The 26,310-nt window shown below is 62.8% G+C and carries 20 protein-coding genes; 5 read left to right on the top strand and 15 right to left on the bottom strand.

Features of this window, described 5'->3' with window-relative positions:
• Nucleotides 1–268: 268 nt before the first annotated feature.
• From VSR34_RS19605 to VSR34_RS19595, 3 genes are read right to left on the bottom strand one after another with little or no spacing between them, the layout of a single operon-like run.
• A complete protein-coding gene (locus tag VSR34_RS19605) occupies nucleotides 269–2,275 on the bottom strand; it encodes an acyl-CoA synthetase (RefSeq protein WP_342963248.1) in 2,007 nt (668 codons plus the stop codon).
• A complete protein-coding gene (locus VSR34_RS19600; protein ID WP_028230819.1) occupies nucleotides 2,272–3,228 on the bottom strand; it encodes a fumarylacetoacetate hydrolase family protein in 957 nt (318 codons plus the stop codon). Before VSR34_RS19600 ends, VSR34_RS19605 begins: the two co-directional genes overlap by 4 nt.
• Before the next feature lie 37 nt (nucleotides 3,229–3,265).
• Entirely contained in the window at nucleotides 3,266–4,336 is a 1,071-nt protein-coding gene (locus VSR34_RS19595) for a VOC family protein (protein ID WP_342963247.1), read from the bottom strand.
• A gap of 321 nt (nucleotides 4,337–4,657) precedes the next feature.
• Here VSR34_RS19595 and VSR34_RS19590 point away from each other — a divergent pair, with 321 nt between their 5' ends.
• Nucleotides 4,658–5,416, top strand: coding sequence for a TetR/AcrR family transcriptional regulator (locus VSR34_RS19590; RefSeq protein ID WP_028212615.1), 759 nt, complete (start codon nucleotides 4,658–4,660; stop codon nucleotides 5,414–5,416).
• 79 nt (nucleotides 5,417–5,495) lie between these two features.
• Here the strand turns inward: VSR34_RS19590 and VSR34_RS19585 are convergent, their stop codons facing one another.
• From VSR34_RS19585 to VSR34_RS19560, 6 genes are all read right to left on the bottom strand, one after another.
• The gene (locus tag VSR34_RS19585; RefSeq protein ID WP_342963246.1) at nucleotides 5,496–6,236 is read right to left on the bottom strand and encodes a PqiC family protein; all 741 of its coding nucleotides are present in this window, start codon (nucleotides 6,234–6,236) and stop codon (nucleotides 5,496–5,498) included.
• Nucleotides 6,233–7,828, bottom strand: coding sequence for an MlaD family protein (locus tag VSR34_RS19580; protein WP_342963245.1), 1,596 nt, complete (start codon nucleotides 7,826–7,828; stop codon nucleotides 6,233–6,235). The genes VSR34_RS19585 and VSR34_RS19580 overlap by 4 nt, the downstream gene beginning before the upstream one ends.
• 8 nt (nucleotides 7,829–7,836) lie before the next feature.
• Entirely contained in the window at nucleotides 7,837–9,222 is a 1,386-nt protein-coding gene (locus tag VSR34_RS19575; protein ID WP_342963244.1) for a PqiA/YebS family transporter subunit, read from the bottom strand.
• 163 nt (nucleotides 9,223–9,385) lie between these two features.
• Nucleotides 9,386–10,867 carry an efflux transporter outer membrane subunit gene (locus VSR34_RS19570; protein ID WP_342963243.1) on the bottom strand — a complete coding sequence of 494 codons (1,482 nt, stop codon included), beginning with the start codon at nucleotides 10,865–10,867 and terminating at the stop codon, nucleotides 9,386–9,388.
• A 2-nt stretch (nucleotides 10,868–10,869) separates the two neighbouring features.
• Nucleotides 10,870–14,043 (bottom strand): efflux RND transporter permease subunit, encoded by a 3,174-nt coding sequence (locus VSR34_RS19565; protein WP_342963242.1) that lies wholly within the window; start codon nucleotides 14,041–14,043, stop codon nucleotides 10,870–10,872.
• On the bottom strand, nucleotides 14,040–15,218 hold the full coding sequence (locus VSR34_RS19560; protein ID WP_238327894.1) for an efflux RND transporter periplasmic adaptor subunit: 1,179 nt from the start codon (nucleotides 15,216–15,218) through the stop codon (nucleotides 14,040–14,042). Before VSR34_RS19560 ends, VSR34_RS19565 begins: the two co-directional genes overlap by 4 nt.
• Nucleotides 15,219–15,555: 337 nt before the next feature.
• Here VSR34_RS19560 and VSR34_RS19555 point away from each other — a divergent pair, with 337 nt between their 5' ends.
• Nucleotides 15,556–16,317 (top strand): TetR/AcrR family transcriptional regulator, encoded by a 762-nt coding sequence (locus tag VSR34_RS19555; RefSeq protein ID WP_342963241.1) that lies wholly within the window; start codon nucleotides 15,556–15,558, stop codon nucleotides 16,315–16,317.
• Between the two features lie 78 nt (nucleotides 16,318–16,395).
• On the opposite strand, the gene VSR34_RS19550 is transcribed toward VSR34_RS19555, so the two are convergent.
• The 3 genes from VSR34_RS19550 to VSR34_RS19540 form a co-directional block, all read right to left on the bottom strand.
• Nucleotides 16,396–17,451, bottom strand: a complete 1,056-nt coding sequence (locus tag VSR34_RS19550) for an AI-2E family transporter (RefSeq protein WP_028212608.1) — start codon at nucleotides 17,449–17,451, stop codon at nucleotides 16,396–16,398.
• A 392-nt stretch (nucleotides 17,452–17,843) separates the two neighbouring features.
• A complete protein-coding gene (locus tag VSR34_RS19545) occupies nucleotides 17,844–18,044 on the bottom strand; it encodes a hypothetical protein (protein WP_036019322.1) in 201 nt (66 codons plus the stop codon).
• A 55-nt stretch (nucleotides 18,045–18,099) separates the two neighbouring features.
• Nucleotides 18,100–18,282: a hypothetical protein gene (locus tag VSR34_RS19540; protein WP_028212606.1), complete on the bottom strand. Its 183-nt coding sequence runs from the start codon at nucleotides 18,280–18,282 to the stop codon at nucleotides 18,100–18,102.
• A 550-nt stretch (nucleotides 18,283–18,832) separates the two neighbouring features.
• Between VSR34_RS19540 and VSR34_RS19535 the strand changes: the two genes are divergently transcribed.
• On the top strand, nucleotides 18,833–21,373 hold the full coding sequence (locus VSR34_RS19535; protein WP_342963240.1) for a DUF3772 domain-containing protein: 2,541 nt from the start codon (nucleotides 18,833–18,835) through the stop codon (nucleotides 21,371–21,373).
• A 220-nt stretch (nucleotides 21,374–21,593) separates the two neighbouring features.
• Entirely contained in the window at nucleotides 21,594–21,908 is a 315-nt protein-coding gene (locus tag VSR34_RS19530; protein ID WP_036019321.1) for a hypothetical protein, read from the top strand.
• 681 nt (nucleotides 21,909–22,589) lie between these two features.
• Here the strand turns inward: VSR34_RS19530 and VSR34_RS19525 are convergent.
• Complete coding sequence (locus tag VSR34_RS19525; RefSeq protein WP_342963239.1) at nucleotides 22,590–23,558, bottom strand: LysR family transcriptional regulator; 969 nt, start codon at nucleotides 23,556–23,558, stop codon at nucleotides 22,590–22,592.
• 116 nt (nucleotides 23,559–23,674) lie between these two features.
• Here VSR34_RS19525 and VSR34_RS19520 point away from each other — a divergent pair, with 116 nt between their 5' ends.
• Nucleotides 23,675–24,532 carry an oxidoreductase gene (locus VSR34_RS19520; RefSeq protein WP_342963277.1) on the top strand — a complete coding sequence of 286 codons (858 nt, stop codon included), beginning with the start codon at nucleotides 23,675–23,677 and terminating at the stop codon, nucleotides 24,530–24,532.
• Between the two features lie 196 nt (nucleotides 24,533–24,728).
• On the opposite strand, the gene VSR34_RS19515 is transcribed toward VSR34_RS19520, so the two are convergent.
• Together VSR34_RS19515 and VSR34_RS19510 are read right to left on the bottom strand one after the other, a co-directional pair.
• Nucleotides 24,729–25,181 carry a hypothetical protein gene (locus tag VSR34_RS19515; protein WP_342963238.1) on the bottom strand — a complete coding sequence of 151 codons (453 nt, stop codon included), beginning with the start codon at nucleotides 25,179–25,181 and terminating at the stop codon, nucleotides 24,729–24,731.
• A gap of 749 nt (nucleotides 25,182–25,930) precedes the next feature.
• Nucleotides 25,931–26,215 (bottom strand): hypothetical protein, encoded by a 285-nt coding sequence (locus VSR34_RS19510; protein ID WP_342963237.1) that lies wholly within the window; start codon nucleotides 26,213–26,215, stop codon nucleotides 25,931–25,933.
• Nucleotides 26,216–26,310 lie beyond the last annotated feature (95 nt).

The raw sequence follows: 26,310 nt of genomic DNA, 5'->3' as shown, positions 1-26,310 counted from the left end.
AAGAAAAACAGCCCGACCGTCCTTGCCGGAGAAAGCAGCTCAATATGGACACAGTTCCCCTGCGCCTGCGGACGGCCTAATCGGGTAACGCGCACCGGAGTGCCGGAGGTTGGCGCAAGCCACTTTTCAACAACCGAACGCAAAGATCTTTCCGATGCCATACCCATCTTCTTCCCCAACCAAAAACCTGTGGCATTCGCAATTCCGCCATGCCATCACCGCGCGTGCGAGTGACCAGACATCTGCGTCGTTGCGAGAAACCTTGTCACTACGAAACGCTGTGTGTCTCTGACGCTCCATCGCCGTCACCGCTGCTCCCCGAACCCTGCGCGGACGCAATCGAAAACGCGAACGGAAAGCGCCCGAGCGCGGAAGCCGCCAACGATTCGAGTTCCGTGTCGGGAAGTTCGACGTGAACGGAAATCCCACGCAAGGCATCGTCAGCGATGCTAACGGTTGCCCCCTGGACGCCAGCCTCCACGAGCGCCGAGCGCAGGGCGTCCACCGTTTCCAGCCGCTTCAGCGCGGGCTTGAATATCTTGCCGACACCGGTGAGGGGCATGGCTTCGACGATCCGGATGCCCTTGGGGAACGCCGCTCGCTCGCTGATCTCGTCACGCAGGAACGCGGCCATTTCGGCTTCATTCGCCGATGTGCCCGGCTTGAGCTGGACGTAGGCGATCGGCAGTTCGCCTGCGTGCACGTCGGGGCGCCCCACCGCCGCGGCGATCTGGACTGCCGGATGACGATGCAGCGCTTCTTCGATCGCTGCGGGATCGATGTTGTGTCCGCCACGAATGATCAGTTCCTTCTTTCGGCCCGTGAGCCAGAAGTAACCGTCTGCGTCGCGGCGACCGAGATCGCCTGTATTGAGCCATCTGCCGCCATCGGCCAGGTCCAGCCAGATGCCGTTGTTCTGCTCCGGCCGCATATAGCCGATGAAAACATTCGGACCCGAGATCACCAGTTGACCGACCTCGTCAGCAACGCAATCCCGCACATAACGGCCCGCTTCATCGACCACCACGGCTTTCATGGCCTGGCCCGGAACACGAAGGCCGATCGAGCCGGCCCGCCGTTCGCCGAGCGGCGGATTGACGCTGCTGATGCAGGTACCTTCCGTGAGGCCATAGCCTTCGAGGATCCGGATGCCGGTGCGCGCCTGGAACGCACGCAGCAACTCCACGGGCATCGGCGCCGCGCCGCACAACCCGTATTCGAGCGAACCGATATCGCGCTCGCCAACGGGAACGTCCAGCAGCGAGCCATAGAGCGTCGGCACGCCGCTGAAAAAATTGATGCGGTAATGCGCGACGATATCCCAGAAGCGTTGGACAACGCCTTCTCCGCGATAGCCTTGCGGGGTGCCCATCACGACATGCGCGCCGCGCGAGAACGGCAGCAGTCCCGTCACCATGACGGCGTTGACGTGGAACAGCGGCAATCCGCAGAAGATCGTCTTGCCCGGACCCACGCTTTCACCGAGGAATTGTCCGGCGCTCCATGCATTGGCCACTTCGTTGCCGTGCCGGCGCATCGCAATCTTCGGCAGGCCCGTGGTGCCGCCCGTGCAGAACCAGGACGATACGTCGTCGCGGTTCATCGGGTGCGGAGCGGTGAGCGCTACGCCCGGCTCGCGCGCAATGGCTTCTGCGAAATCGTGGATGCTGATCTGCGCAGGAACCGCGCCTCGCACACCTTCCTCGCCATGCAACCTCGAGCATTCGCCGCGCTGAAGCATGCGCGCCGCAAATCGCTGTTCGTCCGGTGCATGGTCGGCAAGATTGATGAGCACGAGGTGCTCGAGCGACGCAACCTTGTGCAAGACCGCCTGCACTTTCGGCCACAGGTCCGTGCCCGGAAACGGCGCCAAAGTGACAAGCACAGTGGCGCCAGAAGCATTGAGCAACTCGCCTATCGCGTCGCCTTCGAGCAGTGGATTGATCGCGCAGACAATGCCGACCGCCTCGCCGCCCCAGACCACGAAGTGCGTTTCAGGCAGATTCGGCAACACATAGGCGACGACCGTATCGCGCTGCACGCCCAGTCGCGACAACATGTTCGCCGTGCGCGTGATGTCGCGCACGAGCTCGCTGTAAGTCCAGCGCTCCGGGCTCGCGTAGTCGTCCGCGGTGGCGAAGAACGAGAGCGCGGGTGCCGATGGATCGATCGCAGCGCCCCGGCAGATCATTTCGTAGGTGCTCGACGGAAGATCCGCCGGTTGCCCCTGCGATTCGATGGCGAGGACATCCTGCTCGTTGGCGACGGCTTTCATGCGGCCTCTGCGACGACGACGTTGCGCTGAGTGCCGAGATCGATGGAGCCATCCTGGCTAACGATACGGGCTTCGACCACATCCCCGTCCTGAAGGTACTGCGGTCGCTCGGCTTGCAGCGCGAAGAAAAGACGCCATTTCTCGGCTTCGGGCAGTTGTGCCGCGGCGCGTTGCTTTTCCGGCGACGGAATGGTCAGCGCGCAACCGGACGGCGTACCCGTCGCAAGCAGGTCGCCGACGTGCAGGTCCTGAACGCCGGACAGTTCGGTCAACGTCTCTGCCGGACCGTAGACAAGACCCGAAGTCGAATCGTTCTGTCGAACCGTTCCGTTGACAGTCAGCGTCAGCACGAGCTCCTTGAGCTTCGGCATGTCTTGCTTTTCGAGCAGGCAGAGATACGGGCCGACCGGCCCGAACGTACGGAAGCTCTTGCCCTTGTAGAACTGCATCTGTGGAATCTGCACGTCGCGCGCCGAATAGTCGTTCACGATCACGGCGCCGGCGACGTAGTCGTGCAGGTTCTCGTCGGTAATCGTCGCGCGTGAGGTGACGTCGCGCTTGAGGACGAGACCGAGTTCGATTTCGTAGTCGAGGAACCGCACCGAGTTGGGCTTCACGAGCTTCGAGTCCGCAGGAACGATGCAGCTCGTGGCCTTCGTGAAGATCATGTTGAACTTCTTCGCATCCGGATCCATGCCGGATTCGATCATGTGCTGGCGGTAATTCGCGCCCTGGCAGATGAACTGCTGATTGGCAGTCACGGGCGAGAGCCATTGCACGTCCGCTTCGGGAATCGTGGGGCCGTCCAGCGTCAATAACTGTTCGACCGGATTGGCATGGATAAACTCCGCGGTCGTCTTGAACTCACCGGGGATCGGCGTGATTGCGTTATTAGCCACCACGCCCCACTGGGCGCGACCATCGTGCAGATAATGCAGAACGTGAATTGCCATTTTGGCTGTCTCCGGATTCGGTAAAGGGGGTGTTGCGTCAGGCAAAAATCTTCAGCAGTGCCCGAAGCCGCGCCAGCGTGACGTCGGGGCTTCGGCGCAGGTTTGCGATGAGCGCCGCGATGCTCGCGAGCGTCAATTTGGGCTTGGTGAAGCTGCTCGGCATCGTCGGCCCCCACTGGGCCATCGCCTCGCGGCTCACGGCATGGATTCCCGTGGGCGCTTCGCTGGTGAACAGATCACCGTCGCAGTAGTGCTCGTGCTTGTCCCCCCACGGGTCTTGCCAGTAGTCGAAAATCTGGCTCCCGAGGATATGTCGGCCGATGCCCCACGCATGCGTCCATCCGTTCTTGCGCAGAACGCGCTGGCCCATGCCGACCGCGTCCGCATCGACGAGCTCGTAGGCGCTATGGCTGTACTTCGGCGCAAACGTCTGTGCAAGCGCGAGCGTGTGATGATCGGCGGGCTTGTCGCCGAGATCCAGGCGCATGAACGCGACAGCCGGCGACCCGTCGGGCAGCACCTGCACGTCGCTGGGGATGAAACCGAAATGGCGCGTGTACCATGCACAGGTGTCCTGATAATCGGCGAGCTCCAGCACCACGTGCCCGAGCCTGATGATCTCGGGGGCGCTCTCGGGCGGACGCTGCGTGCCGTTGATGCGAACCGCGGCATCGACGGAATTGAACGCCAATGGCAGCCGGTGCGGCAACGCAGTGGCGGGCGCCTGGCCCCAGATCGCATCGACACGAAACCCCGACGGATCCTCCAACTGCACCACGTAGCCGCCGCCCGGCAGCGCGGACGGTTTCGCCTCCGATGCGCCCGGCAGCCTGGCCAGCGCGTTCAGTTCGTCTTCGCTGCCCACCTCCAGGCCGAACCCGACAAATTGCGCTTTGGGCGCCTTTCGTACGACGTAACAGAAGTGCGACGCGCCTGTACCGCGCAGAAGCAGCAGCTCTTCGCCACGCGTGACCGTTTGAAGCCCGAAGTCGTTGAGAAACCGTTCGGCTTGCCCGAGATCCGGCCGATCGAACATGAGGTAGGCCAATGCGGTCGCTTTTGCCGTGGGATTCGGGTGACGAGCCGGCTGTGCAGTAGTCAGTTTCATGGTGGGCGGTAATCAGGCAGTTAGGAATGGCGATGCGGCGCGCCGCGGCTCGCGAGCACGCGTGCGCAAGCAGCCTCGGCGGACGGGCAATTTGCCGGCGCGAGATCGCTAGCGGGCCGTAACGCCCGGATGATCGGGTGGGTAGGGTGATGCCGGCCGCTGGGCGCGATGCCGGTTGCGATTGCTGTCTCCACAGTCACTCCGTCTGTTCTAGTAAGACCGGCTCCTGACGCCGATGATGACATTAAACTCATCGCTGATCGTTTTGTCAATAAAGACATTCGAATCTATACTGCGGTTATGACCAGAACTGGATCGACCATGACAACAACCCCGACAAAGCGCGCCGCGGCCAGGCGCTCCTCGCCTGCGGCGGCCGCCTCTCCGGCTCCCGTCATCGAAGAAAAAGAGCCTCGCGGTGCGCGCCGCAAGCGCGAGACGCGCGCCCGGCTGCTAGACGCCGCCCTCAAGCTGATGGCCGAAAGGGGTATGGAGGGCGTGGCGATCAATGAAATCACGGAGGCCGCCGATGTCGGCTTTGGCTCGTTCTACAACCACTTCGAGTCGAAGGAAGCGATCTACGCGACGCTTGTCGATAACGTTTTCGAAGAATTTGCGAAAGTGCTGGATCGCCTCGCAGTGGGCATTTCCGACCCCGCCGAAGTGGTGGCCATCTCGGTGCGCCACACTGTCCTGCGTGCCCGGCAGGACCCCGTGTGGGGACGCTTTTTGATCCGCGAAGGGTTTTCGGCGCCTGCGCTGAGCCGCGGGCTGGCCCAGCGGCTCCTGCGCGACATTCGAAATGGCATTGCGGCAAAGCGATTTGTCGTTGCCGACCCGTTTATCGGCTATCTTGCGGTGGGTGGCACCGTTCTCTCTGCCATCGCGGCGGAGTTGAACTATGTCGCGCCGGGCGCGAGCGGCGCGGGTATGCTGAAGGAGCTGGGTTTCAGCGGCGAGCACTTTCCGGAGCGCACGGCAGCCATGCTGCTGCAAATACTCGGCCTGAAGCGCGCGGAAGCGGAGAAGATTGCCGCGCGCCCACTGCCCATCGTCGAGGCAGCCGACGAAGCAGCTTGAGGCCGGCCAGTCGTGAAGGGACCGCATCTGGCGATCGGTCCCTGTCCCGACTGGCAACGGGCCACAATGAGCCGCAAATTTATGCGCCGGATCGCGGCGCCGCCGCCCTTTCAACCTCGGTTTGCGCACCGCCTGAAATTGGCGGGCACGACAGCGTCTTGATTCCCCTTCCGCTGGACGCACCCGCAGGGCGAGACGTCCGATCGGCCGCGCTCGCCGCGAAGGCGCGCACGACCTCGGCTATCTGGGCAGCAATCGCGTTGATCGCACGACGATGGCCATCGACGATCGCCTGATAGCCGCCGGACACGGGCTCGCTCACTGCGCTGTGGCAGGTCAGGGTCTCCTCCCCCGCAGACCCGCTTACACTCCACACGGCGTCGACCAGCACGTGTGAACCGGGCCACGATTCGAAGCGCTGAACATCGACGCCGACCTGATAGACGGGAACCGCCTCGCCCCGGCCAGCCGCGCTGGCAGCGAATGCGCCGGCCTGCTGGCTCACGCGAGCCGCGAGTGCGTAGCGAATCTCGTCAGGAAGCGCCGACGACCAGCGGTCGTCTTCCAGCACCTTCACCTGGGCCGCATTGACCTGCACCACGAGCTGGCTTCTGGCGACGGCGGCCGGCACTTGCACCGGGCGCACATCGATCCGCAAAGCGGGGCTTGTCGTAGTCTTCGCGACGGCCGGCTGTGCGTCGGCTCCGAGCGTATAGAAGCGTGTCTCGGGCGTGGCGCACGCCGTCAGAAGCGCCAGCCCGGCGACAGTCGCTAGCGTCCGCACCATGGCGCGGGACGAGCGGATTTGCATTGCGATCATTGCTGGTCTCCCTTCTTGCCAAACAGCAGCGCCTGCGGATGGCGCTCCAGGTACTCGGATAGCGCATTGAGCGACTGCAGCGTACGCGTGAGCTGCTGCATGGCGTCCTGGACGTCCGATTGCATCGGCGCGGTCTGCCGTAGCGTCGATTCGGCGGTCGCGAACGTCTTTTGCGCGGCGACGAGCGTGTCGCGTGCCTGAGGCACGACCTCGGTGTCCATATGTCCAAACAGCTTGCTCGCGTTCGCCAGCGCGCCGTCGAGATTCGCGCCGATCCGGTCGAACGGCACCTGGTTCAGCTTCCTTGCGATGTCCGCGATCTGCACCTGGAGTTCGTCGAGCGTATTCGGCACGGTCGGCAGTTCGATCGGGTTGCTGTGCACGTCCACCGTCGCGCGCGGCGCTTTCGGGAACATGTCCAGCGCGACATACAATTGCCCCGTCAGGAGATTGCCGGTCCGCAGTTGCCCGCGCAGCCCTTCCGTCACAAGGTGCTGCAGCATGTCGTGCCCGCCCGGCGTGTCCGGCGCCGGCAGCGCCTCGCTGGAGCGCCGGCTAAGGCGGTCAGGGTAAAGCGCCATCGCCACCTTCATGCTGAAGCTCTTCTGCTTTTCGTCGTACTCGATGCCGATCTCGGTCACCTGCCCCAGCGCGATCCCGCGAAGATCGACGGGTGCGCCAACGGACAAGCCACGCAAAGACTGATTGAACCGCATGACCACATTGAGCGGCTGGCCGTCGGGCTCGCGCATGGCGTCCGATTCGTCCGCGGCGAGCCGGAATTCCGCCCTGTCCGCTGCCGCTCGTCCAGCATCCTGCCCGGCCGGAGACTGGAATGCGAGCCCTCCGACGACGACCGTCGCGAGCGATTGCGTATTGAGCTTCAGCCCGTTGGAATCGAGACGCAGATCGACGCCGCTTGCATGCCACCACCGCGTATTGGTGCCGACGTACTGGTCGTACGGTGCATTCACGAAGACATTCACGACGACGCCCGCGCCGTGAGGATCGAGCGAGTAGCCAATGACCTGACCCGCCTGGATACGGTGGTAGAAGATGGGGGCGCCGATATCGATCGAGCCCAGCGAGTCGCCTCGTAAGGTGTACTGATGCCCCGGCTGTCCCGTGGTGACGATGGGCGGACTTTCAAGACCGAGGAAGGCGGTTTGCCTCTCGGTCGAGCGCCCGATGTCCACGCCGATATAGGCGCCCGAGAGCAGCGTACTGAGGCCGGAGATGCCATTGGCGCCGACGCGCGGGCGTACCACCCAGAACCGCGTGCCTTGCGTCGCAAATTTCCCGGCGTCCTTGCTCAACTGGATACTCGCGATGACATGCCGCAAGTCCGTGGTCAGCGCAATGGTTTGCACGACACCGATTTCGACGTCCTTGTACTTGACCTTCGTCTTGCCAGCTTCAATGCCCTCTGCGTTATTGAAGGTGACCGTCACGACGGGCCCCTTCTCTGCAACGGATTTGACCACCAGCGCGACGCCGATCAATGCCGAAATGAGTGGTACTAACCAGATGAGGGATGGCAGCCAACGCTTGCGCGGCTTGATGTCAGGTCTGGATAGATTGGAAAGATGCATCGTCTTCTTCAGGAAATGCGGTTGGGGGAGAGAGGATCAGCCAGGGCTTCATCGGTCGCAGCTGGCGCGCGGCGCCGCCTCGCATCCACGTTGTCCCAAATGAGCCTAGGATCGAATTGATGCGATGCGAGCATGGTCAGGATCACAACCGCTCCGAATGCGAGGGCGGCCGGTCCCGCTGTGATGACGGCGAGCGAGCCGAAATGCACGAGCGTGACCGTCAGCGCGACGACGAATACGTCGAGCATCGACCATCGGCCAATGCGCTCGACGATCCGGTACAGCGTTGCTCGCTCACGGGCCCGCCAGCCCGAACCGCGACGGGCGGCTACCGTGAGAAGCGTGAGCACTACGAGCTTGAGAACCGGCACCAGAACGCTGGCGACAAAAACCACGACAGCAAGGGGCCAGTCTCCCGAGGTCCAGAAATACGCGACACCGCCCAGGATCGTGTCGTCTTCCGAGCCGCCTACCGATGAGGCGTGCATGATCGGCAGCAGGTTCGCCGGAATATAGGCAATCGCGGCGGCAAGCAGCAGACTGGCCGTTCGCGTGAGGCTGTCGGGCCTGCGTTCGTGCAGGACATGCTGGCATCGGGAGCAGCGCTGGTGGGCTTCCCGTTCGATACGCGTCTGAACGAGCCCGCATGCGTGACAGCCGACAAGTCCCGCGCGCCGTGCCGTGATGGCTGGCGACGAACCGGCTTTGCGCCCCCCAGAGGGCCGCATGAACCGCCCTCGCCCAGTGCTCACCCTCGACCAGCGAACGTCTGCCCTTCGCGAGTGCCTGATTTCGTCACTGATTGCCCAAAGCCCGCTCGCGTCGAATGAAGCGACCACGCCCAGCAAAACGGTCAGCGTGCCCAGTGCGAACAATCCCGGTCCCGGGATCACTTGCGCGATGCTGACCATTTTCACGATCGTCACCAGCACGCCGAGCATGAACACCTCGACCATGCCCCATGGCCGAACGAGCTGTACGAGACGCACCATCGCATTGAATCGGGGTGGCAGTTTGCCTAGCCGCACCGGCACCAGCACATAGAGCAATGCGAGCATTTCGATCAACGGAAACAGTACCGCCGAGCAAAACACCATCACCGCGACGACACGCATGTCACCAGACCAGAGCGAGCGCACGGCGCCAAACAGCGTCGCCTCGGATGTCATGCCGTTCGCGCGCATCTCGATCACCGGGAAACTCTGCGCGATGCAAAAGACGATCAACGCGGCCAGCGTCACCGCGCAGATCCAGTCAAGCGACGATGCTGACCGCGGTAGCGCTGCGAAGCCCGCACCGCATCGCGAGCAGGCTGCACGGCCACCTTTCACGGCAGCAGGCTTGCGAAACAGCAGATCGCATTCGTGACAGACAATAAGTCTTTGGTAGTCCATACGGAAATGAAGCGAAAATCCGGAGGCATGCACACTCGCAGCAGGCCCGGATCCGCGTGCGAGCGCGGACCGGGCCGGCAATCGAAGTAGATCCAACGGCTATCGACGTGGCTCTAACCACTGCTGAACGGCGAGGGCGGTCCTGCCGGATCGCCCTCGCGTTTTACGAGCGCCCGGTTTTTGCGGTCGATGCGCTCGCTTGCTGAGCCTCGGGCAGTTCTCCCATCGCCTGGAAGAGCGCCGCCGTATCGCCCATGCGCTGACCAGCGGCGCGCGCTGCAGCGATCTGTGCGTTCAGATAGCGCGACTCGCTGGCGTGCGTCGCCGCCGAAGGCAGCGAGCCCAGGCGATGGCGCGACGCGGTGTCGTCGAAAGCCGTGCGCGCGGCATCGGCGGCGACTTCGCTCGACGCGAGAGTCTGTGCGTCGTTATCCAGCGCGGCGAGCGAATTCGCCACGTCCTGGAACGCGGACAGCACGGTCGCCTTGTAGTGCAGCACGGCGGCGTCGTACGCGTCGATCGACGCGCGGCGCTGCGCGAACAGCGCGCCGCCATGGAAGATCGGCTGCGAGAGGCTGGCCCCGATGGCCCACAGCCCGCCCGCACCCGATACCAGCGCCGGCCAGCTGAAGCCGCCGCGACCCATCGCGCCCGTCAGCGACAGGCTCGGGAAGAGCTGCGCCGTAGCCTCGCCCACGTCGGCGGCTGCGGCCTTGACGGCGGCGTCCGCTGCCTGGATGTCCGGGCGCGAGCGCAACAGGTCCGAAGGCACGGCGACGGGCACGTGCTCGGGCAGCGACAGGCTGTCCAGATCCGGCACGCTCGGGGCATTGTCCGGTGTACGGCCGATCAGCACCGCGAGTGCATGAACCGCAGTCGCGCGTTGCTGACGCAGCGCGGGCAACGTCGCCGCGATGGAAGCCGCGTCCTGTTTCGACTCGAACGCCTGGGCGCGCGAGACCGCGCCGAGCGCGTAGCGCTGCGCGTCTTCGTTCGCCGCATCGTTCGACACGGCGACGAGCCGCTCGGTGAGCGCGATCTCCCGGTCGAGGGCCGCCACATTGATCGTGGCGGCCACGATGTTTGCAGCGAGCGCACGGCGCGACGCTTCCAGCTCGAACGCCTGCACATTCACACGGGCCGCGCTCGCGGAGTTCGCATAGCGCGTCTGACCGAACAGGTCGAACGTGTAATGCGCTTGCAGCTGCCCGGCAAAGAAGTTGTATTGCACCTGCTCGGGGAGACCGAGCTGGGGCGCGACCGGTGAGCGGGCGCGCTGGACCTGCGCGGTGCCATCGATCGATGGCAGCGTCGATGAGCCGATCTGCGCGCGCAACTGCTCCTGCGCCGAGGCGAGCGTACGCTGGGTAGCCGCGAGCGTCGGGCTGTTGCGCAGTCCTTCGTCGACGAGTGCGTCCAGCGCGGCGCAGTGGTAGAGCTGCCACCATTGCGGCCCCACCGTGGCGCCGACATCGAAGGTCTGCGCCACGCCACCCGCTGCCACCGTCTTCGCGGGCTGCGCCTGCGCACCGTAATGCTCGGGAGACGGCATCGCAGGCGGCTCGCCGCTGGGCCCGAACGAGCACGCCGCCATGGTGAGCGCCGCAGCCACCGCAAGCATGGATATTTTGTAAGGAAAACTCATGATCAACCCTCCGTATGCTCGACGATGACCGGTTGCTCGCCGCGCTCGTCACTGCGGACCCTGAAGCAGGTCGCGTAGAGCGCCGGCAGGAAGAACACCGTCAACAAGGTGGCGACGGTGATGCCGCCCATCAGCGCAGTCGCCATCGGCCCGAAGAAGCCCGAGCGCAGCAGCGGAATCAGCGCGAGCACGGCGGCGGCGGCCGTCAGCATGATCGGCCTGAAGCGCCGCACCGTGGCGCCGATGATGGCGTCGAAGCGCGCGTGCCCCGCCGCGATGTCCTGGTCGATCTGGTCCACCAGGATCACGGAATTGCGCATGATGATGCCGAACATCGCGATCACACCAAGCAACGCGACGAAGCCAAACGGCTTGCCGAACAGCAGGAGCGCCGTCACCACGCCGATCAGACCCAGCGGTGCGGTGAGCACCACGATGAAGGTGCGCGCGAAGTTCTTCAGCTGGATCATCAGCAGCGTCAGCACCGCAATGATCATCAGCGGCATTTCGGCGTTGATCGACGTCTGGCCCTTCACGCTCTCCTCGACCGCGCCGCCCACCTCGATCCGGTAGCCCACAGGCAGCTTCGCGCGCACCGCCGTGAGTGCGTTCTCGATGTCGTGCGTCACGTCGATGCCCTGCGCGTCGCCGCGCACGTCGGCCTGCACGGTGATGGTCGGCTGGCGATCGCGCTCCCAGATCACGCCGTACTCGAGCGTGTCGCGCACGTGTCCGAGCGAGCCGAGCGGAACGGGGCCGTTCGGTGTCGGCATCGCGAGGCTCGTGAGCTTGGCGGGATCGACGCGCTCGCTCTTCGGCGCACGCAGATCGACGTTGATCAGCTTGTCGCGCTCGCGGTACTGCGTGACGGTGTAGCCGGACAGCGTCATGGCGAGGAAGCTCGACACGTCCGCTGAGGTGACGCCAAGCTGGCGCGCGCGGTTCTGGTCGATCTCGAACGAGATCGAGCGTTCGGCCGGCTCGTCCCAGTCGAACTGGACGTTGCGCGTGCGAGAATCGGCACGCACTTTCTCCGCGACCGTATCCGCGATCGATCGCACCGTCGCGATATCGTCGCCGCTCACGCGGAACTTGATCGGAAAGCCCACGGGCGGACCGTTTTCGAGTCGCGCCACCCGTGTGCGGGCCCCGGAAAAGTCCTTCTCCAGTTTCGCGTCGAGCCAGTGCATCAGTTCCTCGCGCGTTTCGACGTCTTTCGCCGTGATCACGAACTGCGCGAAATTGGGCTGCTGGAGCTGCTGATCGAGCGGGAGATAGAAGCGCGGCGCACCCGTGCCGACGAAGTCGACGTAGTGGTCGATGCCGGCCTTGCCGTCGAGGACCTTCTCGAGCCGCTTCGATTCACGCAGCGTCGCCTCGAACGAGGCGCCTTCCGGCAGCCTGATGTCGACCAGCAGTTCGGGACGTTCGGAGTTCGGGAAGAACTGCTGCGGCACGCGCGTGAACGCAACCATGGCGAGCGCGAACAGCCCGCAAGTCACGCCGAGCACCACCCAGCGCCGCTCGATGCACCACGTGACCCAGCCCGACAGGCGTCGGTAGAAGCCCGTGTTGTACACCGCATGCTCATGGTCGTGTCCGGCTCCAGCGTGAACCTTCCGCTCGGGCAGCAGGTGAAAGCCGAGCAGCGGCACCAGTACGACCGCCGCGAACCACGAGACGATCAGCGCGATGGCCGACACCTCGAAGATCGAGCGCGTGTACTCCCCCGTGCTCGATTTCGCCAGCGCGATGGGCAGGAAGCCCGAGACGGTCACGAGCGTTCCGGTCAGCATCGGAAATGCCGTGCTCGAATACGCAAACGCCGCCGCGCGCATGCGGCTCCAACCCTGCTCCAGCTTCACCGCCATCATCTCGACGGCAATGATCGCGTCGTCGACGAGCAGGCCGAGCGCCAGCACGAGCGTACCGAGGGAGACCTTGTCCAGCCCGATACCGAAGATATGCATGCACAGCGCGGTCACGGCGAGCACCATCGGGATCGTGATCACAACCACCATGCCCGTGCGCAGGCCGAGCGAAACGAGGCTCACGACCAGCACGATCGCCACCGCTTCACCAACCGCCTCGACGAAGTCGTCCACCGAGTGCTTGACCGCGTGCGGCATGCTCGAAACGGTGACAAGCTTCAGACCCGCGGGCAGCGTTGCCTGTAGTTCGGCAGTCTTCGCGTCGAGCGCCTTGCCGAGATCGATGACATCGCCGCCCTTTTGCATCGTCACGCCGATGCCAAGCACCGCCTGGCCGCCAACGCGCACTTGCGTCACGGGCGGATCGTCATAGCCGCGCTTGATGGTGGCAATGTCGCCAAGACGGAACGAGCGCTTGTTCACGGTGATCAGCGTGTCCGCAAGCGCGCGCTCGTCCTTGAAGGCGCCGCTCGGACGCACGAATACGCGGTCGTCCGCCGTCGTGATGGTGCCCACGGGCGCGACGGCGTTCTGCGCGTCGATTGCCTGGGCGAGCTGCTGAGGCGTGATCGAAAGACGCGTGAGCTGCGCATTCGAAATCTCGACGAAGACATGCTGATCAGGGTCGCCGAAGTAATCGACCTTGGCAACGCCCGGCACGCGCAGCAGAACCGTACGCAGCTGGTCCGCGTAGTCGTGCAGTTGCGCGGGCGTGAAGCCGTCGCCTTCTAGCGCGTAGATGTTCGTGTAGACGTCACCGAACTCATCGTTGAAGAACGGTCCTGCCGTGCCCACGGGAAGCGTCGCGCGGATATCGCCCACCTTCTTGCGAACCTGGTACCAGGTCTCGGGCACATCCTTGACGGGCGCCGAGTCCTTCATCGCGAAGAAGATCATCGACTCGCCGGGACGCGAGTAGCTCTTGATGTTGTCGACATACGGCGCCGCCTGCAGCTGGCGGCCGATCCGGTCCGTGATCTGTTCCTGCACTTCGCGGGCGGTCGCGCCCGGCCAGTATGTCTTGATGACCATCGTGCGGAACGTGAACGGCGGGTCTTCCGACTGCGCAAGCTTCGTATAGCCAATTACGCCGAAAAGCGTGGCCAGCCCGATCAGGAAAATCACGAGCTGCTGGTGTGCCAGCGCCCACGCGGAGAGGTTGAAGCCCGTACCGCTCGCGCGTTCCTCGCCAGAAGCGTTCGCCGGCGCGCGTTCGAGCGCGTTTTCTTCGTCGCGCGCGTTCATACCGAGCCCTCCGGATGCAGCGGAGGCACCACTTGCACTTGCTGCCCGGAACTCACGGCATGCACGCCCTGCAGGATCACGCGGTCGCCATCGCGCAGTCCCGAACTGAGCGAGACCGTGCGCTCGTCGTATCGCTCGATCGTGACGGGGCGCAACTCGAGCGTGTCGCTGCCCTTACGCACGACCCACACGGCCGGATTCTCACCCTTGTGAAAGAGCGCCGTCACCGGCAGCGTAAAGACCTGGCCGCCGGCAGCGAGATTGTCGGCCGCGCTGAATGCGACATTCGCGGTCATGCCAAGACGCACGTCGGCGCCCGGCGAAGTGAGCGTGAGCTTCACACGCCACGTGCGGCTTTGCGCGTCGGCCGCGGCCGACACCTCGCGCACCTGCGCTTCGAACGTCTTGCCTGGCAGCGCGGGCAAGGTGACGCGCGCCTTGCTGCCGACGGCCAGCGAGGCCACGGTCCTTTCGGGCGCATCGCAAACGATATCGACGTCGCCGGTCCAGTCGAGGTGATACACGGCCTGGGTTGCCTGAACGTTCTGGCCGGTATCCGCATCCTCCGATGTGATGACGCCGTCGTGGTCCGCGGTAAGCGTGGCGTAGCGCAGGTGATCCGTCGCGAGCGCCATCTGGGCGAGCGCGGAAGTGCGCTGCGCGAGTGCGGAAGCGTAGGCATCCTGAGTTTGCTCCAGCTGCGCAGGCGCAATCAGGTTTGCGCGCGCCTGCGCCTCATCGCGGTCGAGCTGCTGCTTGGCGAAGACGAGGCGATGCTCGGCGGCGTCGAGTTGCGCGCGCGCATTGACGAGGTTGTTCTGCAGATCTGTCGGGTCGAGCAACGCAACCGTCTGTCCCGCCTTGACCGTATCGCCGATACGCACTCGCCGCTCGATGACCTTGCCGCCCACCCGGAACGACAGAGGCGTGGAATAACGCGCCTGCACCTGCGCGGGCAGCGAGGTGCTGTCGACGCGCCCATCCGGATGAACCGCCAGCGCGACGACGGGCTTGACCTCGGCGACCGCTGCGTCGCGGTGGTGGCATGCACTAAGGACGATGGCGCTGCACGCGGCGACGACGACGGTCGCCTTGCGTGTGGATGGAAAGAAGGAAGGTAACAGGGAGCGCACTCGTTTCAGCGCGACAAGACCGGAATGTTTCACGATGTTCACACAAGGCAGGTGATGAATTCGGGTGGAAAAGGATGACCCGATGGAACGGCGGCGCATGCTTCTTTGAAAGGCCATCGCATCGGGTAAGCAACACGCGCCTCGAAGCGGATCCGCACCATTTGACAGGCGCATTCGCTGATGCACGCGCGCACATCTGCACGACGTTTGCGGACTTGGGCGCTGGGCAGCTACAACGTCCCGGAGACGCGTTCTCTACCCCTCGGTCCCGCCCGTTTCCGCTTCCATCGCCGCGCGGGTGACATTAGACCCATTCCTGATGATATTGTCAACTATGAGATTTGAATCTACAATCTGAGGATACAAAGGAGGAGCTAACATGCCCAACGTCCCGAGTTCGCGCACGAGCCGTCGGCAACCGTTGAAGGGGTCCAGTCCATCGAGTCCGGGCCGCGAACCCGTCGCAACGCGATCGCCGCGCGTGGCCAGACGCAAGCTCGAAACGCGGCTCCGGCTGCTCGATGCCGCGTTCGAACTGGTGGCACAGAAGGGAATGGACGGCGTCACGATCACCGAGATCACGAACGCCGCCGACGTGGGATTCGGGTCCTTCTACAACTACTTCGACTCGAAGGAAGGGATCTTCACCGCGCTTGTCGAATGGCTGTTCGAGGAATTCGCCAGTACGCTCGATCGCCTCGCCGCGGGGTTGCCGGACCCTGCCGAAGCGGTTGCCGTGTCGGTGCGTCATACGCTTTTACGCGCCTATCGGGAGCCCGTTTGGGGGCAACTCCTGATACGCGAAGGGCTTTCCACGCGCGCACTGAGCAGGGGGCTGGGGCAGCGGCTGCTGCGGGATACGAAGAGAGGAATTTCGGAACGACGCTTCATCGTCGCGGACGAACTGATGTGTGTGTTTTCCGTGATCGGCACTGTCGCTGCGGGAGTCGCCGCCGAGCTTCACCTCTCCGGCTCTTCAAAGCGCGCGGTTCACGCACGAAAGGCCCTGCGATCCAGGCACGAAAAGTTTGCCGAGAGCACGGCGGCCATCGTGTTGCAGGCGTTCGGCATCAAGCGCGCGGAAGCCGAAAAGATTGCGCGCCGTCCACTCCCTGTGCCCGCTCAAACGGCGCGCATCTGAAGGGATACGGCGGCCTGGGGCCAGGCGCCACGGGCCCGCTCAGGCAATCGGGCCTCATCCGCGCTGATCTGGAAACGATCAGTCCTGGTAGAGCGCACTTGCCAGATAGCCCCGCCGTAGTTCCCGCAACGCAGAAACAACGATGGCGCTGACAGGCAGCGCGAGCAGCACGCCGAAGAAACCGAACAGTTGCCCAAACGCCAGCAACGAGAAAATGACCGCCAGCGGATGCAGGCCGATACGCTCGCCAACGAGCCTGGGTGTCAGAACGACACTCTCGAGTATCTGTCCGATTCCATATACGACGGCCACCGCTGCGAAGCCGTACCAGTTCCCGAATTGCAGAAACGCGGCGAGCAGCGCAAGAACCAGCGCGGTCGAGAATCCGATATACGGCACGAACACGGCAAGTGCGGTGAGAAGGCCGACGGGCAGCGCGATGTCCAGCCCGGCTATCGTCAGCGCGATGGGGTAAAACACCGCAAGTATCACGACGACGAGCAGTTGCCCGCGGAGATATTGCGCCAGCATCTGGTCGATCTCCGCAACGAAGTGGCGAGTTTTTCCAAGCCAGCGCCGCGGCACAAAGCTCTCCATGCGCTCGAGCGCCTCGTGCCTGTCGTACAGCAGATAGAAAAGAACGACCGGCACCAGCACCGCATTGCCCACGAGGCTGATCATCATATTGCCGCTCGTGCGCAAGTACTCCCACACAGCGAGGGCAGCGCCATGCTCGCCCGAGATCAGTCGCGCCGTCAATGCGTCGCGGACACTCGCCAGATCGAGCGAATAGTGGATTCCCAGGAAAGCCAGCCGGGGCTTCAGCGTCGCGTCTAGTTTGGTCGCCAACGAAGGTACCTGTCTTGCGAGCTCGGGCCCTTCTCTCTGGATGACCACGAATACCAGCAAAATGAACAGCAGAACAAGCGACGCGAACAGGGAAATCATGACGAACGCCGCGAGACCGCGGGGTACGCGATGACGTACGAGCCACTCGACGCCTGGCTGCAAAACGTACGCAATCATGGCACCGAGCAGAAACGGCGTAAGGACGGGACGCAGGATCCATAGCAGGACGCCAGCCGATAGCGCAACGGCTCCCCAGAACAATGATTGGCGATGGTAGACAGTCATAGGTATGACCTTTCGGCGTTTAAAGATCTGATTGGCACGCGAGCGGCGCCGCAAAATGGCTTGACTCGCATGCTCTGACTTTATCCTGCCGTCATCACCCCGCATTTTCGGACACCGCATCGGGACAGCGGCGATACATCGGCAATCCGCATATGTGATATTATCATCACTATTGCTTACAACGTCAACTATGGTCTGTTCCACTCGCTTCCGCGGCGTGCGTTGCCGCTCGCAGCACGGCACTATCCCCGATATGGAAGCGCTTGCCAGCCGGTGAAACCAGTGAAACGGGCTTGCTGAATTCCGTACCGTCCGGCTGCACGCATGCAGAATACCTGACGACAGCCACCCATTCGTAAATCTTCCCGCCACGCGGCATCGCCTTGATCTGCTCAAAGGCCGCGGGGTTCCCGCGACCTTTCCCAAAGGTCGCCGTAGTAGCGACATTTCTGATCCGCCGACGCCAGCACCATGAAACCACCGTTCGAATCAGTGGCCGGAGCGCCCACGACTATGGTCTCGATTGACGCATCGGTAGCCGCATTGGCATGGACCATGATCGGCAGGAGCAGCGCGGCAAGTGACTTCCTCATTGATCCCTCACTGGAGTGTTGCATCTGTTCCCGGTGACACGTCAGCCGATGAGGTTCAGTGCATCTGCTCGCTATTCAGTGCAAGCAGGCGCTCCAGTTCCAGCAGGGCCTCGCCAAGCAGGTCGATGGCGCCATTGGGCGTGGATGCCGTAGCAGCACTGCGAAGCGCGGCCTGTACGATCTGGTGAGCGCTTTCTGGTCTTGCTTTATCGATCCTCGCGATGAATTGCTTTTCCATAAGTACTCCTTCTCTGAACAATAAGAATCCGGCACCTGATGGATGAGGTGACGGCGGAAAGTATATGCGCCGCAGACCTTGAATGGCTGCTCGCAATTGTTTGTTTCCATCTTGCCAACGAACGAGACGATGGGCTGCGTGCAGGTTCGCAACGGTCTCAAGCTCAGACCCAGCTTCCATCACAGTTGCCGACACAGCTCCCTAAACTGCCGACACGTCCCTCGACACCGCTTGCGCAACTCCCCCAATAGAAGCTGATCTAAGCTGCTCGCGGCCGCGACGTCCTGCGCGAATGCTCACGACACTCGCGGCCTGCAGTTGACTCTCTCGTCAATCAACCGACGAGCCGTTACTGCGCCCGGCGTCGACGCATACCTGTCGCGCGTCTGCCACATTTATGTCTAAGTATCACTTATGATATAGTCGTCATTTTTCTAGACCGGAAAGCGAACGTCTCTTCCGCTACACGCATAGGCACATCGGTGGATGGCGCCTGCTGCACCATGAGGGATGGCGATGACGTTTTGCGCGTCTCCCCCCTGCCCGAGCCATGCGACAAGTCCTTCTGGTCACTTTCCGCCTCATCGTCCTTGCGTTGTGGGGCCTCGTACCGGCCGTTGCATACTCGGCGGGCAATCCGCCTGCAGGGGTGGACGGTGGCTACGCTTCGCGCATCGCCGGCGTCGGTTCCGACGCCGGGGAAGCACTCAATGCGCTTCAGGCCAGGGAAGACGCGATCAGGCAGCGGGCGTCAACGGCAACCGGTGATGCCGAACTGATCGAACTGGATTCGCTGAGCCGGCGCATAGTCGACGACGTCGACAGACTGGTCGCAACCTCGCTGCAGCCCGAGCTCGAAAGGACGCACGCGCAGCTCGATGTGCTCGGCGCGGCGCCCGTCGCCGGCGCAAGGCCGGAAACACCCGCCGTCGCCCAGCAACGCGACGTCCTGACCGCGCAGCAAACGCGGCTTGACGCGCAAGTCAGGCAGGCGCAAGGCATCAAAGGCGATCTGGCCAACGTCGACGCACAGATCGGACGACTGCTCCACGAACATCTGAAAGACCAACTGGCGCTTCGCACCGACAGCATTCTGAGCGCTGCGTTCTGGGCGCCCATGGTTCACCCGGAAGCGGCTGACTATCAGAACCTCCGAGCGTTTGGGATGCAGGTCGAAAAGCAGATGCAATCGATGTGGCGACCGGGACGCTTCCTCGCCACGACGGTCCTTCTGCTGGCCGCGCTGGCCTGCGCAACGGTTGGTGCCAGCCTTCTCGAACGAACAACAGGATGGGTTTGCATTCGACGTCTGCCCGAAGGACGGCTGCGGCGCAGTGCCTTCGCAATATCGACGGTGTTCGCGACGCTTGCGACCACGATGGTTGCGATACACCTCGTCAGCGTGGCCACTGGCAGTCAACACGGCTTGTCGCCCGCCCTTCAGACCTTCACTGACGAGCTTGTCAAGCACATCGTCAATTGCGCGTTGGTCCTTGCGCTTGGCAGGGCGTTCCTGTGTACAGAACATCCTACCTGGCGCCTGCCTGCCATCGCCGATCCGGTTGCGCAGGCGCTCAAGTCTTTTCCACGGACGTTGGCCGCGCTCCTGCTGTTTTCGGGGGCGATAGAGCAAATCAACCGAGCCGTCGACACCAGCCTTCAGCTCACGATTTTCACTCGCGGTCTCGTCGCGTTGATCGTCGCGCTGGCCATCGGCGCTTCGTTGCTTCATGCGAACCGGGTACGTACCGCACTGGCCGCGGCCGGAAATTCGCCTGAAGGTCGGTCGACACTTGCGGGCCTGATTCATGCGGCCGTCTGCGTGGTCGTAGTGGGCGCCCTGGCGGCATTGGTCTTAGGGTACATTTCCGTCGCGCGTTTCCTGACCTACGAACTCGTGTGGTTCGACATCGTCCTGTGCAGCCTCTATTTTCTCGTGATGCTTACGCGCGATGTATGCGAAAGCCTCTTTTCTCCGGCGTATGCAGGCGGCAATACGATCAAGCATCTGTTTGGCCTCGAGAATGCTCATCTTGCACAGATTTCGACGATGCTTACCGGGATATTCCGAAGCGCACTCATCGTCGCCGCAGTCATTGCGCTGCTAACGGGCGGTCTCGGAACCACGCCCGCGGACCTCATCTCCAGCATTCTCGAGGTGCTGGGCGGCGACCGGCTGCGTGCGCTCAATATCGTCCCCGCTCACATCTTCAGCGCGCTGCTCACAGCCGGCGTCGGAATCTATCTGGTGCGGTCCGTTCGCAAATGGTTCGACAGGGAGTTGCTGCCCAAGACGGAAATGAGCCCCGGCATGCGCGCGTCATTGCTCACGTTGTTTGCGAACATCGGTTACGTGCTCGTCGTGCTGCAGTCCTTGTCCGTGCTAGGCGTCAGATGGCACAACCTTGCATGGATAGTCAGTGCGTTGTCGGTGGGAATCGGTTTCGGTCTGCAGGAGATCGTGAAGAACTTCATCTCCGGACTCATCCTGCTCGCTGAGCGGCCGGTGAAGGTGGGCGACATGATCAGTATCGCCGGCATCGAGGGGGACATCCGACGCATTAGTGTGCGTGCCACCCAGATCCAGCTGGCAGACAAGTCGACCGTGATCGTGCCGAACTCACAGCTCATCTCGCAGAACGTGCGCAACGTCACGATGGGAAATACCACGCAGGGTATCGCCTCGCTTGTGCTCACGTTCGCTCTCGACGTCGACCCGGAGCAGGTCCGCGACATTCTTCTCGATGCGTACAGGGATCACCCCTCGGTTCTCGCGCATCCGGCGCCGTCCGTCATGTTCAGTCAGTTGACGCCCGAAGGCATCACGCTCACGGTCACGGGGCATGTGAGGAGTCCCAGGATCGCCGCCGACACCAAAAGTGAACTCCTGTTCGCCATCCTGAAGCGGCTACGCGCCGCGGACATCCCTTTGTCGACCCCACGAACGGTTCTGGTCCATGCACCGCAGGGTGGCCTCCCCAATGGGCTTGGCGCGGCTTCGGGCGGACCGCCGCGTCGCAGTCTTTCGTTAGCCGGCGCAACGAGCGTATCGGCGAACGCCCGCGATACCGCGGGTGGCGTCGAGGCGTAGCGCAGGTCTTTCCCGCCAGGGCACAGCGACGTCGGCTCCTGCACTTTCTGGCGACGGACGTTGCGTATCCGGAAACAATGAATTCATGTAAGCGGTTTGAAATACACGGATAAGAAGATTGCGATCCTCAAGACCATAGGCAGAGAGATTCACAGTTTCTCCAGGTCGTTTTCAGATAATCCGCGTCATTGTTTCCGACGCCAAAAATTGGAAGTTAATCATGGCGAACGCGTTCATGCCCGTTTTCACGGTCGTGTCAGTCCTCCCTCTTTCCACTGTCAAATTCGCAGAGGACAACGGTCCTTTGGTGCGTGATCTGGCGCGCAAAGCCATCGTGAAACTGCAGCAGGCGGACTACGAACGCATCGATGGCGATTCGCGCAGTCCTGCGGACATCCACGTGACTTTGGCAAGCCTGGCGGCTCGACAGCAGGCGTTCAGCAGCTCGAACGCAGTGAAATTCGATTCATCGGTTTCCGGCGCAACGAAAGCGTCGCGCCTCGCCTCGTATCGTTCGATTTATCAGGAAGGTTGATTGGACGTCGAAGTGCGCTATAGGGAAAACTTTTCAGCCCTGGTGCGTCTTGCGTAACGCGACGCGGGTGCAGGACATCGGCGATGTGCTGTGCTTACTTCAGCGGCGCTATTACGTCATCAAGTTAGGGATCCTTCGCGTTCCTGTGTGTAAGCACTAGCCGTTTTGCGCCGAATCAAGACTATATCCGCTTCATTGAAAGAAAACTGCTGTGCGATTGAGGATAGTGATCCTTTTTTCGGCAACTATCGCCGCATGCTTGTGCGGCAGTGCAGGAGCGCATACGAGCGTCGGGGTGTTGGTAGGGGTACCGCCCCCGGTCATGATGGCGCCCGCGCCGATGTTCTACGCAGCGCCATCTCCCGTCGTCGTCCAATCGATCCAGCCATCGCAGACGACGGCCTATGTTGAAAAGGCACAGGAGAGTCCGCCGGTAGGCTCGTGGTGGTACTGCCCGGCGACGAAGAAATATTATCCCTACATCAAGGGATGTTCGAGCGGTTGGGTAGAGGTGCCCGCGAAGCCGGCCGGGACGAAATGACATGCCAACCTGTATGGTCGCGCTCGCCGGTTGCGCTGCCACGCCGATGGCCCCGACAGTGATGGCGCTGCCCGGCCCGGGCAAATCGTTCGATCAATTCCGCAGTGTCCAGCAGTTCGCTTCCGGGCAGACCGGGAGAATCAGGCTCGTCTCGAAGTACGTCCGCGTTGCGGGTGCTGTGCAGCGCGAAGCTCGGACGGATCGAGAAAAAAGCGTCGGTTGCCGGCCATGCGCTCGACCATGAAGTCGATGAACGTCTTCACGCGCAACGATTGTTCGGTGCGGTGCTTATAGTAGATGTAGATCGTGCCGTATTCGGTGACGTGCTGCAACAGCAGCGGAACGAGCCGCCCGCTTCTGATATGAGTCGTGGCGTTGAAGCTGCCCAACTGGCCGATGCCAAGGCCCGAGAGCACAGCTTGGGTCTCCAGCTCCGTATCGTTCACGCAGATGGCGGCCGGCACGTCGCGATAAACGATCTCATCGCCGATACGGAACTGCCACTGCGCGAGCTTGCCCGTGTTTGCCCGCCGGTATCCGGTGCAGCGATGTCGAGCGAGATCTTCGATGGTCCGCGGCGCGCCGTTGCGCTCGATATAGTCCGGCGATGCGCAAACGATCAGCTGAATCGGCACGAGCCGGCGTGCGATCGAGCCGCCCGAAGGCGGCGGTCCACCGCGAAATCCGACGTCGGCGCGATCGGTCACGAGGTCCGTGAATTGATCGTCGAATTGCACTTCGAGTTGCACGTTCTGATAAAGCTTCTGGAATTCCTCGAAGTACGGCCACAAGACCGGAAGCCCGAGTGCGCGCGGGGCGCTGACGCGCAGCATGCCGGCCACGTCTTCTTTCGAACGCCGGGCCTCGTCGAGCGCAGACGAGAGCATGGCGAGCGCCGGCTCCACGCTATCGAGCAGTCGTTGGCCCTCTTCGGTGAGGCTCAGTTTGCGGGTTGTCCGATGGAAAAGCCGCACGCCTAGTTCTTTTTCCAGTTGCATCACCGCATGGCTTGCGGCCTGCGGCGAGATGCCTTGATCGACCGCCGCGGCTCGCAGGCTTCCCAGCGCCGCGGCACGGACGAAAACGGTGATCGCGCGAACTCCGTTCATTTTCCGGGCCCCTGATTCGCAAATAAAGGTTGATTATCACGCCAGTAATATACGGCTATTCTGCGTCAATCGTCATGCGTACCATGGCATCACCTAATCACCCCAGGAGAGAGATCATGGCTGACATTCAACAAGGCGGCTTCACGCGCGTATGGTTCATCACCGGCGCATCGAGAGGCATCGGCGCATTGATTGCAGAAGCAGCGCTCGCGGACGGCAACGCGGTCGTGGCCGCCGGACGCAATGTCCGCGCCATCGCCGAGCGTCTCGGCGAGTCATCCGCATTGCTCCCCGTTGCGCTGGACGTGGCGAATGAAGCCGAGGCAAAGGCGGCGGTGCAAGCGGCGGTTGAAAAATTCGGACGCATCGACGTGCTGGTCAACAACGCGGGCTTCGGTCTGCTGGGTGCGGTGGAAGAATCTTCCGACAAGGACGTCCGTCGGATGTACGACACCAATGTATTCGGATTACTAAACGTTACGCGCGCCGTACTGCCGACGATGCGCGCAAATCGCTCGGGCCACGTGATCAATATTTCATCGATCGGCGGATATCGGGCCGCGGCGGGATTTGGCGTGTACTCGTCGACCAAGTTCGCTGTCGAAGGCATTACCGAAGCGTTGCATGCCGAACTGAAACCACTGGGCATTCAAGCGACCGTTGTCGAGCCGGGGTATTTTCGTACCGACTTTCTTGATGCGTCTTCGCTGGCCGTTGCGCCGGAAGCGATCGACGATTATGACGAGACCTCGGGCGCAGTGCGCCGCAAGGCCGTGCAGATGAACCACAACCAGCCCGGCGACCCCAGGAAGCTTGCAGCCGCATTGATCACGCTCGTCGACGCATCGAACCCGCCGTTGCGGCTTGCGCTTGGTACCGACACACTGGCTGCCATCGCTGCGAAAAATGCCTATGTGACGCAGGAAACGGAAGCGTGGAAGGATCTTTCCAGGTCGACGGATTTCGCTGCCTGAGCGAAGAAGGCGGCGATCCGGCGTTGGCTGGACCGCCGCCCCCGATGGCCGTTGTCGCCCGGAAGTCGTCGTCGGTGCCCGTCGGCGTGTGGTCCTCGACGGCTCTATGACTCATTCGGTCTTGCGCTGCAGACGTTGCCCTTTGGGCAGCCCACCGCAACGCTACCGTGATTCTCGACCCGCTTCTTATTGCGGACTATTCGGCATGCCAGGTTCGATCGAACCTCACATCGACGGCCGGTTCCTTGCATCCGGCGCGGAGGCGATCGATCAATTCGCTGGTGGCCCTGCGGGCTGTCGACACATCGCGCCGCGACCGTTGGAAGGCAACCATGCCCCATGGAACGACAATGACGACTACAACGCATCCCAAACCAGTAAGCACCGCAGCAATCACACGATTTGCCAGCGTACCGTCATGCGGGAGTGTTTGCTGGAGCCACACGAATGCCGGATCGATCCCGACATCGACAGTCATCGCCAATACCATGCTCAAAGCGACGTGCAGCGCAAGTCGCATTTCCTGGAAGCGAGGGCCGTCGTCGTTTTCCCGGTGAACGAGCACCATGGTCCGGGCGGCGATCGCAAGCGCAGCTAAGGTTAGCGCGCAAATGCAGCTCAAGTCGAAGGTGGTGAACTTATTGCCCATGTTGTCCGTTCCATCGCGCGGGTTCGCGAACGTTGTGATCGGCGCTCAAGCGCACGGCTGGCGCGGTGCGCCGACCGAAGAGAAAGATGCGAGTCGCCCTGATTGGCATGGGGTGTCCATGAAAACTCGAACGGCGCCCTGCGCGTCCGGTCTCAACCGGTTGCGCAGGGCGCCGTTGCCCAGGCCCGTTGCCGGGCGATTCGGTATTCAGGTCGCTCAGCACGAAGAGCGAATCGCCATCGATTCGCCTTAGCGCAATACAACGCAAGTGCCATGCCACTGCGCTTTGCCTGCCGCCGACGTCGATATCGCTGCACGTCGGCGCGGCACGGCACGGTTGTGGTGCGCAACGGCACCCTTCAGCGTCGCTCTGCACCCCAGCGCGGTGCTCGGCAGCGTGTCGCAAAGACGCCGGATTCCGATCACGCCAGCCAGGTATCGATCAGGTGATTCGCGCCCCGGGAGCAGATCCCAAGTTTTGGTGAAGGCTTGCAAAGGCTACTCGGCCTGCCTATCTTCAAAGCGGATGCGTGCGCCACGAGCAGCGAAGTTGCAGAACATTTAGCACCCCTTATCTTCCAGGGAGAAAATCGTAGATATCAGGTGCTTCGTCATACCGGTTGAGGCCTGTCTCGTGGCGGTATCGATGGTCGCCTCGCAAGCCACCTGGGCCGAGGCTATCGGGGCCGGCGATACGCGAGTCGGCTGCATCCGCAGCCCGGCAAACAGTGATCGAAGCGCGCTGGCGATCAATGCGCGTTCGCGGCGTGGCGTCCGTTCGCGCTCGCAGGGTGCGACGTGTCTGCGGAGTCGTCTTCCGACGGGGCGCCGGTCACCGCAACGACGACCCGAACGTCCTGTGCGAAGGCGTCCTCAAAGCGCACGCGCGCCAGCGTGACGCACTGTACGGGCGTGCCGGCTCCCATGCGTGCGGCAGCCTGTGCGGTGGCCTTGGCGGCCAGGCCGAACACGGCAACGGCCTCATCCCAGGTGAGGCCCGTTGTCATGATTTCCTGGACTAGGTTGCCCGCCACGGTTCCGATCCTCGTCCTCTGCTCGTCATTCATCATACGACTCCACTCGCACATGCCATTGGAAAGTACGGATTGCCTGCGCAAGTTGCGGGCCT

Origin of the sequence: Paraburkholderia sp. JHI2823, assembly GCF_038900695.1 — a bacterium.
GTDB lineage: Bacteria > Pseudomonadota > Gammaproteobacteria > Burkholderiales > Burkholderiaceae > Paraburkholderia > Paraburkholderia mimosarum.
Note: the sequence above shows the minus strand (reverse complement) of the source record. Positions and strands in the feature narration are given on the sequence as shown.

What these genes read in the sequence shown, in the direction of transcription:
- VSR34_RS19540 (WP_028212606.1), bottom strand. Translation starts at nt 18,282, where the DNA reads ATGGAAAAGCAATTCATCGCGAGGATCGATAAAGCAAGACCAGAAAGC.
- VSR34_RS19550 (WP_028212608.1), bottom strand. Translation starts at nt 17,451, where the DNA reads ATGACTGTCTACCATCGCCAATCATTGTTCTGGGGAGCCGTTGCGCTA.
- VSR34_RS19515 (WP_342963238.1), bottom strand. Translation starts at nt 25,181, where the DNA reads ATGGGCAATAAGTTCACCACCTTCGACTTGAGCTGCATTTGCGCGCTA.
- VSR34_RS19590 (WP_028212615.1), top strand. Translation starts at nt 4,658, where the DNA reads ATGACAACAACCCCGACAAAGCGCGCCGCGGCCAGGCGCTCCTCGCCT.
- VSR34_RS19565 (WP_342963242.1), bottom strand. Translation starts at nt 14,043, where the DNA reads ATGAACGCGCGCGACGAAGAAAACGCGCTCGAACGCGCGCCGGCGAAC.
- VSR34_RS19605 (WP_342963248.1), bottom strand. Translation starts at nt 2,275, where the DNA reads ATGAAAGCCGTCGCCAACGAGCAGGATGTCCTCGCCATCGAATCGCAG.
- VSR34_RS19535 (WP_342963240.1), top strand. Translation starts at nt 18,833, where the DNA reads ATGCGACAAGTCCTTCTGGTCACTTTCCGCCTCATCGTCCTTGCGTTG.
- VSR34_RS19520 (WP_342963277.1), top strand. Translation starts at nt 23,675, where the DNA reads ATGGCTGACATTCAACAAGGCGGCTTCACGCGCGTATGGTTCATCACC.
- VSR34_RS19545 (WP_036019322.1), bottom strand. Translation starts at nt 18,044, where the DNA reads ATGAGGAAGTCACTTGCCGCGCTGCTCCTGCCGATCATGGTCCATGCC.
- VSR34_RS19530 (WP_036019321.1), top strand. Translation starts at nt 21,594, where the DNA reads ATGGCGAACGCGTTCATGCCCGTTTTCACGGTCGTGTCAGTCCTCCCT.
- VSR34_RS19600 (WP_028230819.1), bottom strand. Translation starts at nt 3,228, where the DNA reads ATGGCAATTCACGTTCTGCATTATCTGCACGATGGTCGCGCCCAGTGG.
- VSR34_RS19585 (WP_342963246.1), bottom strand. Translation starts at nt 6,236, where the DNA reads ATGATCGCAATGCAAATCCGCTCGTCCCGCGCCATGGTGCGGACGCTA.
- VSR34_RS19575 (WP_342963244.1), bottom strand. Translation starts at nt 9,222, where the DNA reads ATGGACTACCAAAGACTTATTGTCTGTCACGAATGCGATCTGCTGTTT.
- VSR34_RS19525 (WP_342963239.1), bottom strand. Translation starts at nt 23,558, where the DNA reads ATGAACGGAGTTCGCGCGATCACCGTTTTCGTCCGTGCCGCGGCGCTG.
- VSR34_RS19580 (WP_342963245.1), bottom strand. Translation starts at nt 7,828, where the DNA reads ATGCATCTTTCCAATCTATCCAGACCTGACATCAAGCCGCGCAAGCGT.
- VSR34_RS19595 (WP_342963247.1), bottom strand. Translation starts at nt 4,336, where the DNA reads ATGAAACTGACTACTGCACAGCCGGCTCGTCACCCGAATCCCACGGCA.
- VSR34_RS19570 (WP_342963243.1), bottom strand. Translation starts at nt 10,867, where the DNA reads ATGAGTTTTCCTTACAAAATATCCATGCTTGCGGTGGCTGCGGCGCTC.
- VSR34_RS19555 (WP_342963241.1), top strand. Translation starts at nt 15,556, where the DNA reads ATGCCCAACGTCCCGAGTTCGCGCACGAGCCGTCGGCAACCGTTGAAG.